The organism is Halomonas nitroreducens (genome assembly GCF_003966155.1).
Taxonomy (GTDB): Bacteria; Pseudomonadota; Gammaproteobacteria; order Pseudomonadales; family Halomonadaceae; genus Halomonas; species Halomonas nitroreducens.
Genome location: NZ_RXNS01000004.1, coordinates 25,377 through 41,030, shown reverse-complemented (window position 1 = coordinate 41,030; position 15,654 = coordinate 25,377). Strand labels below are relative to the sequence as shown.

General features: G+C 67.2%; 13 protein-coding genes and 2 tRNA genes. All 15 read left to right on the top strand.

Translation table 11 applies throughout. The annotated features are described in order from the left end of the window. Positions 1-96: 96 nt before the first annotated feature. The 15 genes from rlmE (at position 97) to pnp (ending at position 15,537) form a co-directional block, all read left to right on the top strand. Positions 97-750 (top strand): 23S rRNA (uridine(2552)-2'-O)-methyltransferase RlmE, encoded by a 654-nt coding sequence (rlmE, locus tag EKG36_RS05230; RefSeq protein ID WP_126481752.1) that lies wholly within the window; start codon positions 97-99, stop codon positions 748-750. Between the two features lie 219 nt (positions 751-969). Then, positions 970-2,943: an ATP-dependent zinc metalloprotease FtsH gene (ftsH, locus tag EKG36_RS05225; protein WP_126481750.1), complete on the top strand. Its 1,974-nt coding sequence runs from the start codon at positions 970-972 to the stop codon at positions 2,941-2,943. A gap of 94 nt (positions 2,944-3,037) precedes the next feature. After that, positions 3,038-3,904 (top strand): dihydropteroate synthase, encoded by an 867-nt coding sequence (folP, locus tag EKG36_RS05220; RefSeq protein WP_126481748.1) that lies wholly within the window; start codon positions 3,038-3,040, stop codon positions 3,902-3,904. After that, on the top strand, positions 3,897-5,246 hold the full coding sequence (gene glmM / locus EKG36_RS05215) for a phosphoglucosamine mutase (protein WP_126481746.1): 1,350 nt from the start codon (positions 3,897-3,899) through the stop codon (positions 5,244-5,246). Before folP ends, glmM begins: the two co-directional genes overlap by 8 nt. Positions 5,247-5,318: 72 nt before the next feature. Then, a complete protein-coding gene (tpiA, locus tag EKG36_RS05210; RefSeq protein WP_126481744.1) occupies positions 5,319-6,068 on the top strand; it encodes a triose-phosphate isomerase in 750 nt (249 codons plus the stop codon). Positions 6,069-6,072: 4 nt separating this feature from the next. Further along, a complete protein-coding gene (gene secG, locus EKG36_RS05205) occupies positions 6,073-6,435 on the top strand; it encodes a preprotein translocase subunit SecG (protein ID WP_126481742.1) in 363 nt (120 codons plus the stop codon). A 24-nt stretch (positions 6,436-6,459) separates the two neighbouring features. Beyond that, positions 6,460-6,546 (top strand) — tRNA-Leu (locus EKG36_RS05200). Positions 6,547-6,666: 120 nt separating this feature from the next. Further along, positions 6,667-6,743: transfer RNA gene (locus EKG36_RS05195), tRNA-Met, on the top strand. 222 nt (positions 6,744-6,965) lie between these two features. Next, positions 6,966-7,427 carry a ribosome maturation factor RimP gene (rimP, locus tag EKG36_RS05190; protein ID WP_126481740.1) on the top strand — a complete coding sequence of 154 codons (462 nt, stop codon included), beginning with the start codon at positions 6,966-6,968 and terminating at the stop codon, positions 7,425-7,427. 40 nt (positions 7,428-7,467) lie between these two features. Next, positions 7,468-8,961 carry a transcription termination factor NusA gene (gene nusA / locus EKG36_RS05185; RefSeq protein ID WP_126481738.1) on the top strand — a complete coding sequence of 498 codons (1,494 nt, stop codon included), beginning with the start codon at positions 7,468-7,470 and terminating at the stop codon, positions 8,959-8,961. 28 nt (positions 8,962-8,989) lie between these two features. Continuing rightward, positions 8,990-11,512, top strand: coding sequence for a translation initiation factor IF-2 (gene infB, locus EKG36_RS05180; protein WP_126481736.1), 2,523 nt, complete (start codon positions 8,990-8,992; stop codon positions 11,510-11,512). A gap of 18 nt (positions 11,513-11,530) precedes the next feature. Continuing rightward, positions 11,531-11,950 (top strand): 30S ribosome-binding factor RbfA, encoded by a 420-nt coding sequence (gene rbfA, locus EKG36_RS05175; RefSeq protein ID WP_126481734.1) that lies wholly within the window; start codon positions 11,531-11,533, stop codon positions 11,948-11,950. Continuing rightward, the gene (gene truB / locus EKG36_RS05170; RefSeq protein ID WP_126481732.1) at positions 11,950-12,879 is read left to right on the top strand and encodes a tRNA pseudouridine(55) synthase TruB; all 930 of its coding nucleotides are present in this window, start codon (positions 11,950-11,952) and stop codon (positions 12,877-12,879) included. Before rbfA ends, truB begins: the two co-directional genes overlap by 1 nt. Before the next feature lie 88 nt (positions 12,880-12,967). Beyond that, complete coding sequence (gene rpsO / locus EKG36_RS05165) at positions 12,968-13,237, top strand: 30S ribosomal protein S15 (RefSeq protein ID WP_126481730.1); 270 nt, start codon at positions 12,968-12,970, stop codon at positions 13,235-13,237. Between the two features lie 167 nt (positions 13,238-13,404). Beyond that, on the top strand, positions 13,405-15,537 hold the full coding sequence (gene pnp, locus EKG36_RS05160; RefSeq protein WP_185827487.1) for a polyribonucleotide nucleotidyltransferase: 2,133 nt from the start codon (positions 13,405-13,407) through the stop codon (positions 15,535-15,537). Positions 15,538-15,654: the final 117 nt, after the last annotated feature.

Below are 15,654 nucleotides of genomic sequence, written 5' to 3'. Positions count from 1 at the left end.
CCAGTCACCCCGGGCCCGCAGGTCAGCACCCCGTCCCAGGTCTATTCCGGAAACCGCTCGACCGCCTGTCATCCAGGATCATTCACAGGTGATGCCGTGGCACGTTCCCAAGATTCCCGCCCCAATCGGCGCGGCGCCAGCAAGAGCAGCGCCGGCTGGCTGAAGGAGCATTTCGACGACCGCTATGTGCAGCAGAGCTGGCAGGACGGCTATCGCAGCCGTGCCAGCTACAAGCTGCTGGCCCTGGACGACAAGGACAGGCTGCTGCGTCCCGGCATGACGGTCATCGACCTGGGGGCCGCCCCCGGCGGGTGGAGCCAGGTGGCCGCCGAGAAGGTCGGCGATCGGGGCCTGGTCATCGCTTCCGACATCCTCGAGATGGACGCCCTGGCCGGCGTCGACTTCGTGCAGGGTGACTTTACCGAGGAGGCGGTCCTCGAGGCGATCCTCGCCCGGCTCGGTGAGCGGCCGGTGGACCTTGTGATGTCGGACATGGCCCCCAATATGAGTGGCATGGCCGCCATCGACCAGCCCCAGGCGATGTACCTGGTGGAGCTGGCGCTGGATCTGGCACGCCAGACCCTGTCCCCCGGGGGGATCTTCCTGGCCAAGGTCTTCCAGGGCGAAGGTTTCGACGCCTACCTCAAGGAGTTGCGCAGCGACTTCACGCGGGTGGTGACCCGCAAGCCGGAGGCCTCCCGCGCCCGTTCTCGAGAGGTCTACCTGCTGGCGGAGGGTTTTCGCGGCTGAGCCGGTGTCCCGGCGCGGCCGCCGTGGGTGCCGCGGCATCCCGATAGTCACAGGCTAACGATCCGATGGCCGGACACGAGGGCGTGTCTGTGTCACAGTGAATGCCATAGCCACGGGTGGGCCCGGCCTGCCCCCATGCTGGCTGAACATGTGCTGCTGATGTAGTGTCGAAAGCAAAGGCGTGTTCGGCCGACAGATTCTTGCAATGAGGGTAGTCCCTTGAACGACATGGCGAAGAACCTGATTCTGTGGTTGGTCATCGCGGCAGTGCTGCTGACGGTGTTCAACAACTTCAGCGTCGAAAACGCACCCCAGACGATGAACTACTCCCAGTTCGTCGAACAGGTGCAGAACCAGCAGATCGAGAGCGTGACCATCGATGGCTACTCCATCAGCGGCGAACGCACCGATGGCTCCCAGTTCCAGACCATCCGGCCGGCGGCGGAAGACCCCAAGCTGATGGATGACCTGCTTGCCCACAACGTCACCGTGGTCGGCAAGAAGCCCGAGGAGCAGAGCCTGTGGACGCGGTTGTTGATCGCCAGCTTCCCGATCCTGCTGATCCTGGCCATCTTCATGTTCTTCATGCGTCAGATGCAGGGCGGTGGCGCCGGCAAGGGCGGCCCGATGAGCTTCGGCAAGTCCAAGGCCAAGCTGCTCTCCCAGGACCAGATCAAGACCACCTTCGCCGACGTCGCCGGCTGCGACGAGGCCAAGGAAGAGGTCGAGGAACTGGTCGACTTCCTGCGCGACCCCACCAAGTTCCAGCGCCTGGGCGGCACCATTCCCCGCGGCGTGCTGATGGTGGGGCCGCCCGGCACCGGCAAGACGCTGCTCGCCAAATCCATCGCCGGCGAGGCCAAGGTGCCGTTCTTCTCGATCTCGGGTTCCGACTTCGTCGAGATGTTCGTCGGCGTGGGCGCCTCCCGCGTGCGCGACATGTTCGAGCAGGCCAAGAAGCAGGCGCCCTGCATCATCTTCATCGACGAGATCGACGCCGTGGGCCGCTCGCGTGGTGCCGGCATGGGCGGCGGCAACGACGAGCGCGAGCAGACCCTCAACCAGCTGCTGGTCGAGATGGACGGCTTCGAGGCCAACGAGGGCATTATCGTCATCGCCGCCACCAACCGTCCCGACGTGCTCGACCCGGCGCTGCTGCGTCCGGGCCGCTTCGACCGCCAGGTGGTGGTGCCGCTGCCCGACATCCGCGGCCGCGAGCACATCCTCAACGTGCACCTGCGCAAGGTGCCGCTGGCCGATGACGTCAAGCCGTCGCTGATCGCCCGTGGCACCCCTGGCTTCTCCGGCGCCGACCTGGCCAACCTGGTCAACGAGGCTGCGCTGTTCGCCGCCCGGCGCAACAAGCGCCTGGTGGGCATGGAAGAGCTGGAGCTGGCCAAGGACAAGATCATGATGGGCGCCGAGCGCCGCTCCATGGTCATGACCGAGAAGGAAAAGCTCAACACCGCCTATCACGAGTCGGGCCACGCCATCATCGGCCTGGTGATGCCGGAGCACGACCCGGTCTACAAGGTGACCATCATCCCCCGGGGTCGGGCGCTGGGCGTGACCATGTTCCTGCCCGAACAGGACCGCTACAGCCTGTCCCGCCAGCAGATCATCAGCCAGATCTGCTCGCTGTTCGGTGGCCGCATCGCCGAGGAGATGACCCTGGGGCCGAACGGCGTCACCACCGGGGCCTCCAACGACATCAAGCGGGCCACCGAGCTGGCCCACAACATGGTGGCCAAGTGGGGGCTGTCCGACGAGATGGGCCCGGTGATGTACGACGAGGACGAGTCGCACCAGTTCATGGGTGGCGCGGGACAGGGCGGCAAGCTCAAGTCCGGCGAGACCACCACCAAGCTGGACAAGGAGGTGCGCCGGATCATCGACGATTGCTACCAGCAGGCCCGGCAGATCCTCGAGGACAACCGCGACAAGCTGGATGCCATGGCCGAGGCGCTGATGCAGTACGAGACCATCGATTCGACCCAGCTCAAGGACATCATGGAGGGGCGCGCCCCGCGTCCCCCCGAGGGTTGGGACGATCCCAGTGGTGGTTCGCCCTCGGCCGGCCGTACCGAGAGCGAGCCCTCGCCCTCGGACGTCGCCGAGGACGGCGACGGCGAGGATGGGGAGGAGCCGAGCCGTCGGCCCTCCGACCCCCTCGGGGGGCCGGCGGGCAGCTGATCCGCCGTGACGTGACCATCGGGCGCCCTGCGGGGCGCCTTCGCCGTGGAGAGGGCCGTTCGGCCCTTGCCCCTCAACGACGCCCTTCAGGACGATGATGCACACCAGACCCGCGACACAGCTGCCCTGCGGCCGGCACCGGCTCGATCTCTCCTTTCCCCGCGTGATGGGGATCCTCAACGTCACTCCCGACTCCTTCTCCGATGGCGGCCGCCATGTGGCCCTCGACGATGCCCTGTGGCGCGCCGAGCAGATGCTGGCCGAGGGCGCGGCGATCATCGACGTGGGCGGCGAGTCCACCCGGCCCGGCGCCGCGCCGGTCTCGCCCGACCAGGAGCTGGACCGGGTGGTGCCGGTGGTCGAGGCGCTGGTGCGCGAGCTGGATGCCCTCGTCTCGGTGGATACCAGCACGCCCGAGGTGATGCGCGAAGCCTCGCTGAAGGGGGCGGGGATGATCAACGACGTGCGCAACCTGCGCCGCGAGGGCGCCATGATGGCGGCTGCTACCAGCGGCCTGCCGGTGTGCCTGATGCACATGGTCGGCGAGCCGGGCGACATGCAGGACGCGCCTCATTATGATCGCCCCGTGGAGGAGGCAGTGGCCGACTTCCTGGCGCAGCGCATCGCCGACTGCGAGGCCTCGGGACTGCGTCGCGAGCGCCTGCTCCTCGATCCGGGCTTCGGCTTCGCCAAGACCGTGGAGCACAACCTGCGCCTGCTCCATCATATGGACCATCTGGAGCGCCTCGGCCTGCCGCTGCTGGTGGGCATGTCCCGCAAGAGCATGATCGGCAAGGTGCTGGACCGGCCGGTGGAGGAGCGCCTCCCCGGTGGCCTGGCGCTCTCCGCTCTGGCGGTGGAGCGGGGCGCACGAATCCTGCGCGTCCACGACGTGGCCCCCCACGTGGATGCGGTGAACATGACCTGGGCCGTCCTCAAGGAAGGGTGCGAGAATGACTAGACGCTATTTCGGTACCGACGGGGTTCGCGGCACGGTGGGCGAGGCGCCCATCACTCCCGACTTCATGCTCAAGCTGGGCTGGGCCACCGGCCGAGTGCTGTCCCGCGAGTCGGGGCAGGCCCGGGTGCTGATCGGCAAGGACACGCGGATCTCCGGCTACATGTTCGAGTCGGCCCTGGAGGCCGGGCTGTCCGCCGCCGGCGTCGACGTCATCCTGCTCGGCCCCATGCCCACCCCGGCGATCGCCTACCTGACCCGGACCTTCCGGGCCGATGCCGGCATCGTCATCTCGGCCTCCCACAACCCCTTCGCCGACAACGGCATCAAGTTCTTCTCCGCCGAGGGGGTCAAGCTGGCCGATGCCGTCGAGGCCGACATCGAAGCGATGCTCGACGAGCCGCTGACCACCGTGGCACCGGATGCCCTGGGCAAGGCCAGGCGGGTGGACGACGCCGCCGGCCGCTATATCGAATTCTGCAAGTCGACCCTGCCCGAGCGGGTCAGCCTGCACGGCCTGAAGATGGTCATCGACTGCGCCCACGGTGCCACCTATCACATCGCGCCCAGCGTGTTCCGCGAGCTGGGTGCCCAGGTCAGCGTGATCGGTGCCGCACCGGATGGCCTCAACATCAACCACCAGGTGGGCTCCACCCACCCCGCGGCGCTGCGCGCCGCGGTCATCCAGCAGGGGGCCGACCTGGGGGTGGCCTTCGACGGCGACGGCGACCGGGTGCTGATGGTCGACGCCGACGGCCGCGAGATCGATGGCGATGACATCCTCTACCTGATCGCCCGGGACCGCCATGGCCGGGGCGACCTGGGCGGCGGGGTGGTCGGCACCCTGATGAGCAACTTCGGCCTGGCCGCCGCGCTGGAGGCCATGTCGATCCCCTTCGAGCGGGCCAAGGTCGGCGACCGCTACGTCATGGAGCGCCTGGCGACCAATGGCTGGCAGCTGGGCGGCGAGTCCTCCGGGCATATCGTCTGTGGCCATGTGCAGACCACCGGCGACGGCATCGTCTCCGCGCTGCAGGTGCTGTCGATCATGGTGCGCGAGGGCCGGCCGCTGGGCGAGCTGCTGGACGGCCTGGAGAAGGCGCCGCAGATGCTGGTCAATGTGCGTCTGACGCCGGGGGCCGACGCCAAGTCGCTGATGGAGGCCCCGGCGCTGAAGTCCGCCGTGGCAGCGGTGGAAGCCGAGCTGGGCGACCAGGGCCGGGTGCTGCTGAGGCCCTCCGGCACCGAGCCGCTGATCCGGGTGATGGTCGAGGGCCGGCCGCACCTGGACGTGGGCGGCCTGGCGCGCCGCCTGGCCGACGACGTCCAGGGGCTGCTGTCCTGAGGGTTCGGGCCCTGGTTGTCTTGACAGGGCCGCTCCTATACCATTCCGCTCCACCTTGAAAGAGGAACCTCCATGCCCACGCCGCTGATCGCCGGTAACTGGAAGATGAACGGCTCCCTGACCCTGGTCGAGGATTTCGGCCAGGCCTTCGCCGATGCCGACCTGCCGGAAGGTGTGGAGATGGCGCTGATGGTGCCTTTCCCCTTCTTGCAGGCCGCGGGCCGGGCCTTCGCTGGCTCTCGGCTGGCTCTCGGCGCCCAGACGCTGAGCGATCAGCCCTCCGGGGCCTTCACCGGCGAGGTCAGCGGCGAGATGCTCCGCGAGCTCGGCGCCGGCCTGGTGCTGGTCGGCCATTCCGAGCGGCGCACCCTGTTCGGCGAAGATGACGCCGCGGTGCTGGCCCGGGTGCGGGCCGCCCTGGTCGTGGGGCTACGGCCGGTGCTGTGCCTCGGCGAGACCCTCGAGGAGCGCGATGCCGGGCGTACCGAGGCCGTGGTGCTCGGCCAGCTCGAGGCGGTGTGTGATGCGCTGGCGGCCGACGAGCGGACCCGCCTGGTGATTGCCTACGAGCCGGTGTGGGCCATCGGTACCGGACGCACCGCGACCCCGCAACAGGCTCAGGCGGTACACGCCGCCATCCGCACGCGCCTGGCGGCCTACGACGCCGGCCTCGCCGAGGGCATGCAGCTTCTCTACGGTGGCAGCATGAAGGCCGCCAACGCCGCCGAGCTGCTCGCCCAGCCGGACATCGACGGCGGCCTGGTGGGCGGCGCGTCCCTTCAGGTCGACGATTTCCTAGCCATTTGTCAGTCAGCAGGTTGAACCCATGCAAGTTGCCATTCTCATGATCCACGTGGCGATCGCCATCGCCCTGGTCGTCCTGATCCTGCTGCAGCAGGGCAAGGGCGCCGATGCCGGTGCCTCCTTCGGTGGCGGCGCCTCCCAGACCGTGTTCGGTTCGCGGGGCAGCGGCAGCTTTCTGTCGCGCGCCACCGGCGTGTTGGCCGCGGCCTTCTTCGCCACCTCCCTGACCCTGGCCTACTTCGCCTCCCAGGCCGGCCAGGCGCCGGAGGAAGCGGGCATTCCCGATGCCGAGCTGATCGAGCAGCAGAATGCCGTGCCGACCCTTGACGACGAGGGCAACGGTATGGATAATGCAGCGCCAGTGCTGGAGGAAAGCGGCAACTGAGTCGCGGATCCGGCCTCCCCTGATGCCGAAGTGGTGGAATTGGTAGACACGCTATCTTGAGGGGGTAGTGACCTTACGGTCGTGCGGGTTCAAGTCCCGCCTTCGGCACCATTTGAAGTCGGCGCGGTGGTTTTCGCCACGGGTCGAGCCTTCAACAGCAGGATTGGCGGAGCGGTGCTTTGTCACTTGACGCAAGAGTCAGGCAGGCATACAATCACCGACCTAGATTGATGCGGGGTGGAGCAGTCTGGTAGCTCGTCGGGCTCATAACCCGAAGGTCATCGGTTCAAATCCGGTCCCCGCTACCATCTTCGAGGCAGGCATGCAGGTTGTTTTCGGGGCATGTCAGAGAGCCGAAGTGGTATACAGGTTTCTTGTAAAAGCCCCTTCCTGTGAAGGGGCTTTTTGTTAGCGGCCAGCCCGCCGGTCGATGCCGGCGATGCTGATCCGGGCAACGCCAATCAGCCACCTGACTTTCCTGTTCACTCCCGGCCAGGTGCCTGATGCAACGGCTGTAGGAGCTTTCTTCCGTGGCAATCAAGGATGCTGCGCTACATGCGCTGATCGAACCGGTGGTCTCGGCCATGGGCTTCGAGCTGTGGGGCATCGACTACCTGTCCCAGGGTAAACATTCCCGGCTGGTGATCTACATCGATCACGAGGACGGGGTGAGCGTGGATGATTGCGCCGATGTCAGTCGCCAGGTCAGCGCCGTGTTCGATGTCGAGGACCCCATCGCCGGCGAGTACCGGCTCGAAGTGTCGTCCCCGGGCATGGACCGGCCGCTGTTCACTCTCGAGCAGTTCGAACGCTATGCCGGTCATGTGGTGGCCGTGAAGCTGCGGGTGCCCTTCGACGGGCGGCGCAAGTTTCAGGGCCTGCTGGCCGGCATCGAGGGCGACGAGGTGCTGCTGCAGCTCGACGGCGAGGAATATTGCTTTCCCATCGAGAGCATCGACCAGGCGCGGGTCGTTCCGCAGTTCGGTCAGTGAGGTCGGTGCAAACGGACGGGTTTTCTGGTGAGGCTAAGGCATGAGTAAAGAGATTCTGGCGGTCGTCGACGCGATCTCCAACGAGAAGGGGGTCCCCCGCGAGGTGATCTTCGAGGCCGTCGAGGCGGCGCTGGCCAGTGCGTCACGCAAGCGCTTCGAGGACGAGGAAGCCAGCGTGCGGGTGCATATCGACCGGCAAACCGGCGACTACGAGACTTTCCGGCGCTGGGAGGTCGTGGAGGATGACGACTTCGACGGCCCCGATGCCCAGATCAAGCTCTCCTTCGCCGAGCGCCGTGATCCGCCCCTGGGGCTGGGTGACGTGGTCGAGGAGCAGATCGAGAACGCCTCCTTTGGCCGCATCGCCGCCCAGACCGCCAAGCAGGTCATCGTGCAGAAGGTGCGCGAGGCCGAGCGCGCCGAGGTGGTGCGTCTCTACGCTGACCGCGAGGGTGAGCTGGTCGCCGGCATCGTCAAGAAGACCACCCGCGACGGCCTGATCATCGACCTGGGCGAGAACGCCGAGGCGTTCCTGCCGCGCAGCGAGATGATTCCCGGTGAGCGCTACCGCATGAACGAGCGCGTCCGTGCCCTGCTGACCAAGGTCGACCCCGAGGCACGCGGTGCCCAGCTGATCCTCTCCCGGACCTGTCCGGAACTGATCATCGAGCTGTTCAAGATCGAGGTGCCGGAGATCGCCGAGCAGCTCATCGAGATCAAGGGGGCGGCCCGTGATCCCGGTTCCCGGGCCAAGATCGCGGTCAAGACCAATGACCGTCGCATCGACCCGGTGGGTGCCTGCGTGGGTATGCGCGGCTCGCGGGTCCAGGCGGTGTCCTCGGAGCTGCAGAACGAGCGCGTGGACATCGTGCTGTGGGACGACAACCCCGCCCAGCTGGTGATCAACGCCATGGCGCCGGCGGATGTCGCCTCTATCCTCGTCGACGAGGACGCCCACGCCATGGACGTGGCCGTCGCCGAGGACAACCTGGCCCAGGCCATCGGCCGTAGCGGCCAGAACGTGCGCCTGGCCTCCGAACTCACCGGCTGGCGTCTCAACGTCATGACCGAGGATGAAGCCGAGGCCAAGCGCGATCAGGAAATCGACAGCCTGGTCGAACACTTCATCCAGCACCTGGACATCGACGAGGACGTGGCACGTCTGCTGGTCGAGGAAGGCTTCACCTCCCTGGAGGAGGTCGCCTATGTCCCGGTGGAGGAAATGCTGGAAGTCGAGGAGTTCGACGAGGATCTCATCGAAGAGCTGCGCGCTCGCGCCAAGGACGAGTTGTTGAACCTGGCCATCGCCTCCGAGGAGGAACTCGATGGTGCCCAGCCGGCCGACGACCTGCTGGAGATGGACGGTATGGAGCGTCACCTGGCCTTCATTCTGGCCAGTCGAGGCATCGTCACCATGGAGGACCTCGCCGAGCAGTCCGTCGATGACCTGACGGACATCGAGGGGCTGGACGAGGAGCGCGCCGCGGCACTGATCATGACTGCCCGTGCGCCATGGTTCGAGAGCGAACAGTAAAACGGGTCACGGGCTGAGGAGGGTCGTAATGTCAGAAATGACCGTTAAGGATTTTGCAGTGAAGGTGGGGCGCGACGTTCCCCGCCTGCTGGAACAGATGAAAGAAGCCGGGCTCGGCCAGAAGGCCGAGAATGACGCCGTGTCCGAGGAGGACAAGCGGCAGCTGCTCGACTATCTCACCAAGAGCCATGGCGGCAGCGCCGGTGCCGGGGCGAAGAATCGCATCACCCTGACCCGCAAGACGCGCAGTCGCATCAAGTCCGGCGATCGCGGCAAGAGCATCGAGGTGCAGGTGCGCAAGAAGCGTACCTACGTCAAGCGTGAGGAAGAGAAGCCCGCCGAGGAGCCCAAGGCTCAGGATCATGGCCCGCGCCAGCTGGTCGGTGACATGGCCGAGGCCGAGGCCAAGCGCGAGGCCGAGGCCGCCGAGGAGGCCAAGCGTCGCGCCGCCGAGGAGTCCGCTCGCCAGGCGGCCGAGAAGGTCGAGGCCGAGAAGGCCCAGGCCGTGCCGACCGAGCCCGAGATCCCGGTGCCGGAGCTCGAGACCGCCGCGCCGAGCCCCGAGGAGGCGCCCGCGCCGCCCAAGGAAGGCCGTGCCGAGCCGCGCCGCGCCGCGGTCAAGAAGGCCAGCGGCAAGGCCGGCAAGAAGGGCCGCGACGATCGTGACGACGACCGTGGCGACCGCGAGGAACGGCGCCGCGGCGGCAAGAAGGCCAAGCGCGCCGAGCGCCGCGGCGGCCGCCGCGGGGGCAGCCAGGGTGGCGGCAAGCACGGCTTCCAGAAGCCGACCCAGCCGATCGTCCGCGAGGTCTCGATCCCCGAGTCCATCAGCGTCGCCGACCTGGCCGACAAGATGTCGATCAAGGCCAACGAGGTCATCAAGGCGATGTTCACCATGGGCGCGGCGGTGACCATCAACCAGACCATCGACCAGGACACCGCGGCCATCGTGGTCGAGGAGATGGGCCACAAGCCCAAGCTGGTCAAGGACGATGCCCTGGAGACCGAGGTCCTCGAGGCCATCTCCTACGAGGGCGACGAGATCACCCGTTCGCCGGTCGTGACCGTCATGGGCCACGTCGACCACGGCAAGACCTCGCTGCTCGACTACATCCGCCGGGCCAAGGTGGCCACCGGCGAGGCCGGTGGCATCACCCAGCACATCGGCGCCTACCACGTCGAGGACGACCATGGCGGCGTGACCTTCCTGGACACCCCCGGCCACGCGGCGTTCACCGCCATGCGGGCCCGCGGGGCCAAGGCCACCGACGTGGTGGTCCTGGTGGTCGCCGCCGACGACGGCGTCATGCCCCAGACCATCGAGGCCGTGGAGCACTCCAAGGCCGCCGGCGTGCCGATGGTGGTCGCGGTCAACAAGATCGACAAGTCGGGCGCCGACCCGGATCGCGTCAAGAACGAGCTCTCGCAGCACGGCGTGATCTCCGAGGAGTGGGGCGGCGACACCCAGTTCGTGCATGTCTCCGCCAAGTCCGGCGAAGGCATCGAGACGCTGCTGGAGGCTATCCAACTGGTCTCCGAGGTGCTCGAGCTCAAGGCCGTCCCCGAGGCGCCCGGCAAGGGCGTGGTGGTCGAGTCGCGCCTCGACAAGGGCCGTGGCCCGGTGGCCACCGTGCTGGTCCAGAACGGCACCCTGAAGAAGGGCGATATCGTGCTCGCCGGCCTGCATTACGGCCGCGTCCGCGCCCTGACCAACGAGCTGGGCAAGCAGGTCGACGAGGCCGGCCCGTCCATGCCGGTGGAGGTCCAGGGCCTGGATGGGACGCCCGAGGCCGGTGATGACTTCATGGTCGTGGCCGACGACAAGAAGGCCCGCGAGGTCGCCAACTTCCGTCAGGGCAAGTACCGCGAGGTGCGTCTGGCCCGCCAGCAGAAGGCCAAGCTGGAGAACATGTTCAGCCAGATGGGCCAGGAAGAGGCGGCCAAGCTCAACATCGTGCTCAAGGCCGACGTCCAGGGCTCCCTGGAGGCCATCAAGGGCGCGCTGGAAGAGCTCTCCACCGACGAGGTGCAGGTCTCCGTGGTGTCTTCCGGGGTGGGCGGCATCACCGGTACCGACGCCAACCTGGCGCTGGCCTCCGAGGCCATCGTGATCGGCTTCAACGTGCGTGCCGACGCCGCGGCCCGCGAGATCATCGAGCGTGAAGGCCTGGAGCTGCGCTACTACAGCGTCATCTACCAGCTGATCGACGAGGTCAAGCAGGCCATGAGCGGCATGCTCGAGCCGGAGTGGAAGGAAGAGATCGTCGGCGTGGCCGAGGTCCGCGACGTCTTCCGCGCACCCAAGATCGGCGCCGTCGCCGGCTGCATGGTGGTCGAGGGCACTGTCCATCGCCACAAGAAGATCCGCGTGCTCCGCGAGAACGTGGTCATCTACGAGGGCGAACTCGAGTCGCTGCGCCGCTACAAGGACGACGTCCAGGAAGTGCGCAACGGCATGGAGTGCGGCATTGGCGTGAAGAACTACAACGACGTCCAGGTCGGCGACAAGATCGAGGTCTTCGACCAGGTCAAGGTCGAGCGGACGCTCTAACCGCTCGAGGAGCCGATCATGCGCGAGTTCAAGCGTACCGACCGGGTGGCCGACCAGCTCCAGAAGGAGCTGGCGGTGCTCATCCAGCGCGAGATCAAGGATCCGCGGCTGGGCATGGTCACCGTCAGCGGGGTCACGGTCAGCCGTGACCTCGGCTATGCCGACGTCCACGTGACCCTGCTGGGCGAGCAGGACGCCGAGCGCATCAAGGAGAACCTGACGGTGCTCAAGCGTGCCGCCGGCTTCCTGCGCAGCCAGATCGCGCGGCGCATCAAGCTGCGCCATGTTCCGGAGCTGCGCTTCCACTTCGACGAGAGCGTGGTTCGCGGCCAGCGCCTGTCCTCGCTGATCGACGAGGCGGTGGCGAGCGATCGCGACCGTCACGGCGATGACGACGAGGGCGATGCAGGCGAGCGCGGCGAGGGAGAGCGGGACTGATGGCGCGTCGGCGTCGCGGATTGCCGGTGGACGGCGTGCTGTTGCTGGACAAGCCCCAGGGCGCGTCCAGCAACCACGCACTGCAGCGGGCCAGGCGCCTGTTCCAGGCGCAGAAGGCCGGCCACACCGGTACCCTCGACCCCATGGCCACCGGCCTGCTGCCGGTGCTCTTCGGCGAGGCGACCAAGTTCTCCGCCTACCTGCTGGAGGCGGACAAGGTCTATCGCACCCGGGTCGAGCTGGGCGTGCTCACCGACAGCGGTGACGCCGAGGGCGAGGTGCTCGAGCGCCGCGAGGTGCCGGCGCTGTCCGTGGCGGACCTCGAGGGCGTGCTCGCGCGTTTCCGGGGCGAGCTCGACCAGGTGCCGCCGATGCACTCGGCGCTCAAGCACCAGGGGCGCAAGCTCTATGAGCTGGCCCGCGAGGGCAAGACGGTTACGCGTGCAGCGCGCCGCGTGACGGTGTATGATGCGCGCCTCCTGGCGTTCGAGGGCACTGCCTTCGAGATGGAGGTGCACGTCAGCAAGGGCACCTACATCCGCACCCTGGCCGAGGACATCGGCCTGGCACTGGGCTGTGGCGCCCACATCAGCGCTCTGCGGCGGCTCAAGACCGGCCCTTTCGAGGCCGCGGGCATGGTCACGTTTGATGCGCTCGAGGCCCTGCCGGACCAGGCGGCCCGCGAGGCCGTGCTGCTGCCGGTGGATGTGCTGGTGGCGGGATTGCCGCGACTGGCGCTGGATGCCCAGGCGGCGAGCCGCCTGCGGCATGGCCAGACCGCCAGGCTCGACACGGGCGAGCTGCCCGTCGACGGCCTGGCGCGACTCTACCACGACGAGGCCTTCCTGGGACTCGGCGTGGTCCGGGCGGTGGGGGAAATCGCGCCCCGTCGCCTACTGAGCACCGCCGTCTCGGCGGGCTCGGCATAAAACCCGCCCATCGGGCAGGCGTGGAGACTGCAAATATGCGTGGTCTCCGACATTCATCATTCAGGCATATTGCTTACTGGAGAGACAGATGGCACTGACCGCTGAACAGAAGTCCGAAATCGTCAAGGAATACGGCCGTGGCGATAACGACACCGGTTCCCCCGAAGTGCAGGTGGCCCTGCTGACCGCGAACATCGACGGCCTGCAGGATCACTTCAAGACCAACAAGCAGGATCACCACTCCCGTCGTGGCCTGATCCGCATGGTCAACCAGCGTCGCAAGCTGCTGGACTACCTGAAGCGCAAGGACTTCGAGCGCTATCAGTCACTGATCCAGCGCCTGGGCCTGCGTCGCTAAGCGACGCCCGCCAGGACGCCGTGAAACGGGCAGCCCCTCGGGGCTGCCCGTTTTGCGTTTGTGGCCGGCAAGGCGCTTAACCGGTGGCCCTCGCGGGCGTCAACCCCTAAAATGGTCGCCGAGTCGAAACGACCCGAACATGAATCGAAAAGTTGAAGGAAGTCGCCGTGAACCCGGTCAAGAAAACGTTTGAGTACGGTCGCAGCACCGTCACCCTGGAAACCGGGCGCATCGCCCGCCAGGCCACCGGTGCCGTGATGGTCACCATGGACGACACCGTGGTGCTGTGCACCGTGGTGGCGAAGAAGGAGGCCAACCCGGCCCAGCCCTTCTTCCCGCTGTCCGTCCACTACCAGGAGAAGACCTACGCGGTCGGCAAGATTCCCGGCGGCTTCTTCAAGCGCGAGGGGCGTCCCACCGAGAAGGAGACCCTCACCTCGCGACTGATCGATCGCCCGATCCGCCCGCTGTTCCCCAAGGGCTTCATGAACGAGGTCCAGGTGATCTGCTCGGTGCTGTCCACTGACCGCAACCATGATCCGGACATCGCCGCCATGATCGGTACCTCCGCGGCCCTGGCGGTCTCCGGCGTGCCGTTCAATGGCCCCATCGGCGCGGCGCGGGTCGGCTTTACCGAGGACAAGGGCTACTTCCTCAACCCCACCGTCGAGGAGCTCACCGGCTCCGAGCTGAACATGGTGGTGGCCGGCACCGAGAAGGCCGTGCTGATGGTCGAGTCCGAGGCGAGCGAGCTGCTCGAGGACGAGATGCTCGGCGCCGTGCTCTACGGCCACCAGGAGATGCAGGTGGCCATCGCCGCCATCAACGAGCTGGCCACCGAGGCCGGCAAGCCCAAGTGGGACTGGCAGGCGCCTGCCGAGAACACCGCCCTCAAGGACGCCGTGGCGCGCGGCTTCGAGGCCAAGGTCGGCGAGGCCTACCGCATCACCGACAAGATGGCCCGCCAGGATGCCCTGTCCGCCCTCAAGGCCGAGGCGGTCGAGTCGTTGGCCGGTGAGGAAGAGGGCCAGTTCGACGCCGACGACGTCAAGGGTGCCTTCGCCGGGCTCGAGAAGCGCGTCGTGCGCTCCCGGGTGGTCAAGGGCGAGCCGCGCATCGACGGCCGCGACCTCAAGACCGTGCGGCCGCTGTCGATCGAGGTCGGCACCCTGCCCAAGACCCACGGCTCGGCGATCTTCACCCGCGGCGAAACCCAGGCGATCGTCATCGCCACCCTGGGCACCCTGCGCGACGCCCAGCTGATCGAGTCGCTGGAAGGCGAGCGCAAGGACCGCTTCCTGCTGCACTACAACTTCCCGCCCTACAGCGTGGGCGAGGCCGGCTTCATGGGCGGCCCCAAGCGTCGCGAGATCGGCCACGGCCGCCTGGCACGCCGCGGTGTCCAGGCCATGCTGCCCGCCGAGGACGACTTCCCCTACACCATCCGCGTGGTCTCCGAGATCACCGAGTCCAACGGCTCCAGCTCCATGGCCTCCGTGTGCGGCTCCTCGCTGGCGCTGATGGATGCCGGCGTGCCGATGAAGGCGCCGGTGGCGGGCATCGCCATGGGCCTGGTCAAGGACGAGGACGGCTTCGCCGTGCTCACCGACATCCTTGGCGACGAGGATCATCTCGGTGACATGGACTTCAAGGTCGCCGGTTCCTCCGAGGGGGTCACCGCCCTGCAGATGGACATCAAGATCGAGGGCATCAACGAGGAGATCATGGAGCAGGCGCTGCAGCAGGCTCACGAGGCCCGCCTGCACATCCTCGAGCAGATGAACGCGGTGATCGACCAGAGCCGTGCCGAGGTCTCCGAGAACGCGCCCTCCATGGCCACCATCAAGATCGACCCGGAGAAGATCCGCGACGTCATCGGCAAGGGCGGTGCCACCATCCGCAAGATCTGCGAGGACACCGGCGCCTCCATCGACCTGGACGACGACGGCACCGTGCGCATCTACGCCGAGGACAAGTCCGCGGCCAAGGCGGCCATCGATACCGTGCTGGCGATCACCGCCGAACCGGAGATCGGCAAGCTGTACCGCGGCAAGGTGGTGCGCATTGCCGACTTTGGCGCCTTCGTCAACATCATGCCGGGCACCGACGGCCTGGTGCACATCTCGCAGATCGTGCCCGAGCGGGTCAACGACGTACGCGACTACCTCAACGAGGGCGACGAGATCGTGGTCAAGGTGCTCGACATCGACAACCGCAATCGCGTCAAGCTCACCATCAAGGAGATGACCGACGAGGAAAAGGCGGCGTTCGAGGCCGAGGAGGCCGAGACCGCCCTCTGATCGTACGCTCATGAGCCGAACGCCCCCGTGGCTCACGCCACGGGGGCGTTCTTGTCTGGGGCCCGGGACGGGCCCGTCACGGGGCAGGGAAGGGATATGACAGAGACGCTACCCAGC

Bases quoted from the DNA above. Each gene is read 5' to 3' on its own strand.
- folP (WP_126481748.1), top strand. From the start codon at position 3,038: ATGATGCACACCAGACCCGCGACACAGCTGCCCTGCGGCCGGCACCGG.
- glmM (WP_126481746.1), top strand. From the start codon at position 3,897: ATGACTAGACGCTATTTCGGTACCGACGGGGTTCGCGGCACGGTGGGC.
- tpiA (WP_126481744.1), top strand. From the start codon at position 5,319: ATGCCCACGCCGCTGATCGCCGGTAACTGGAAGATGAACGGCTCCCTG.
- secG (WP_126481742.1), top strand. From the start codon at position 6,073: ATGCAAGTTGCCATTCTCATGATCCACGTGGCGATCGCCATCGCCCTG.
- nusA (WP_126481738.1), top strand. From the start codon at position 7,468: ATGAGTAAAGAGATTCTGGCGGTCGTCGACGCGATCTCCAACGAGAAG.
- infB (WP_126481736.1), top strand. From the start codon at position 8,990: ATGTCAGAAATGACCGTTAAGGATTTTGCAGTGAAGGTGGGGCGCGAC.
- rbfA (WP_126481734.1), top strand. From the start codon at position 11,531: ATGCGCGAGTTCAAGCGTACCGACCGGGTGGCCGACCAGCTCCAGAAG.
- truB (WP_126481732.1), top strand. From the start codon at position 11,950: ATGGCGCGTCGGCGTCGCGGATTGCCGGTGGACGGCGTGCTGTTGCTG.
- rpsO (WP_126481730.1), top strand. From the start codon at position 12,968: ATGGCACTGACCGCTGAACAGAAGTCCGAAATCGTCAAGGAATACGGC.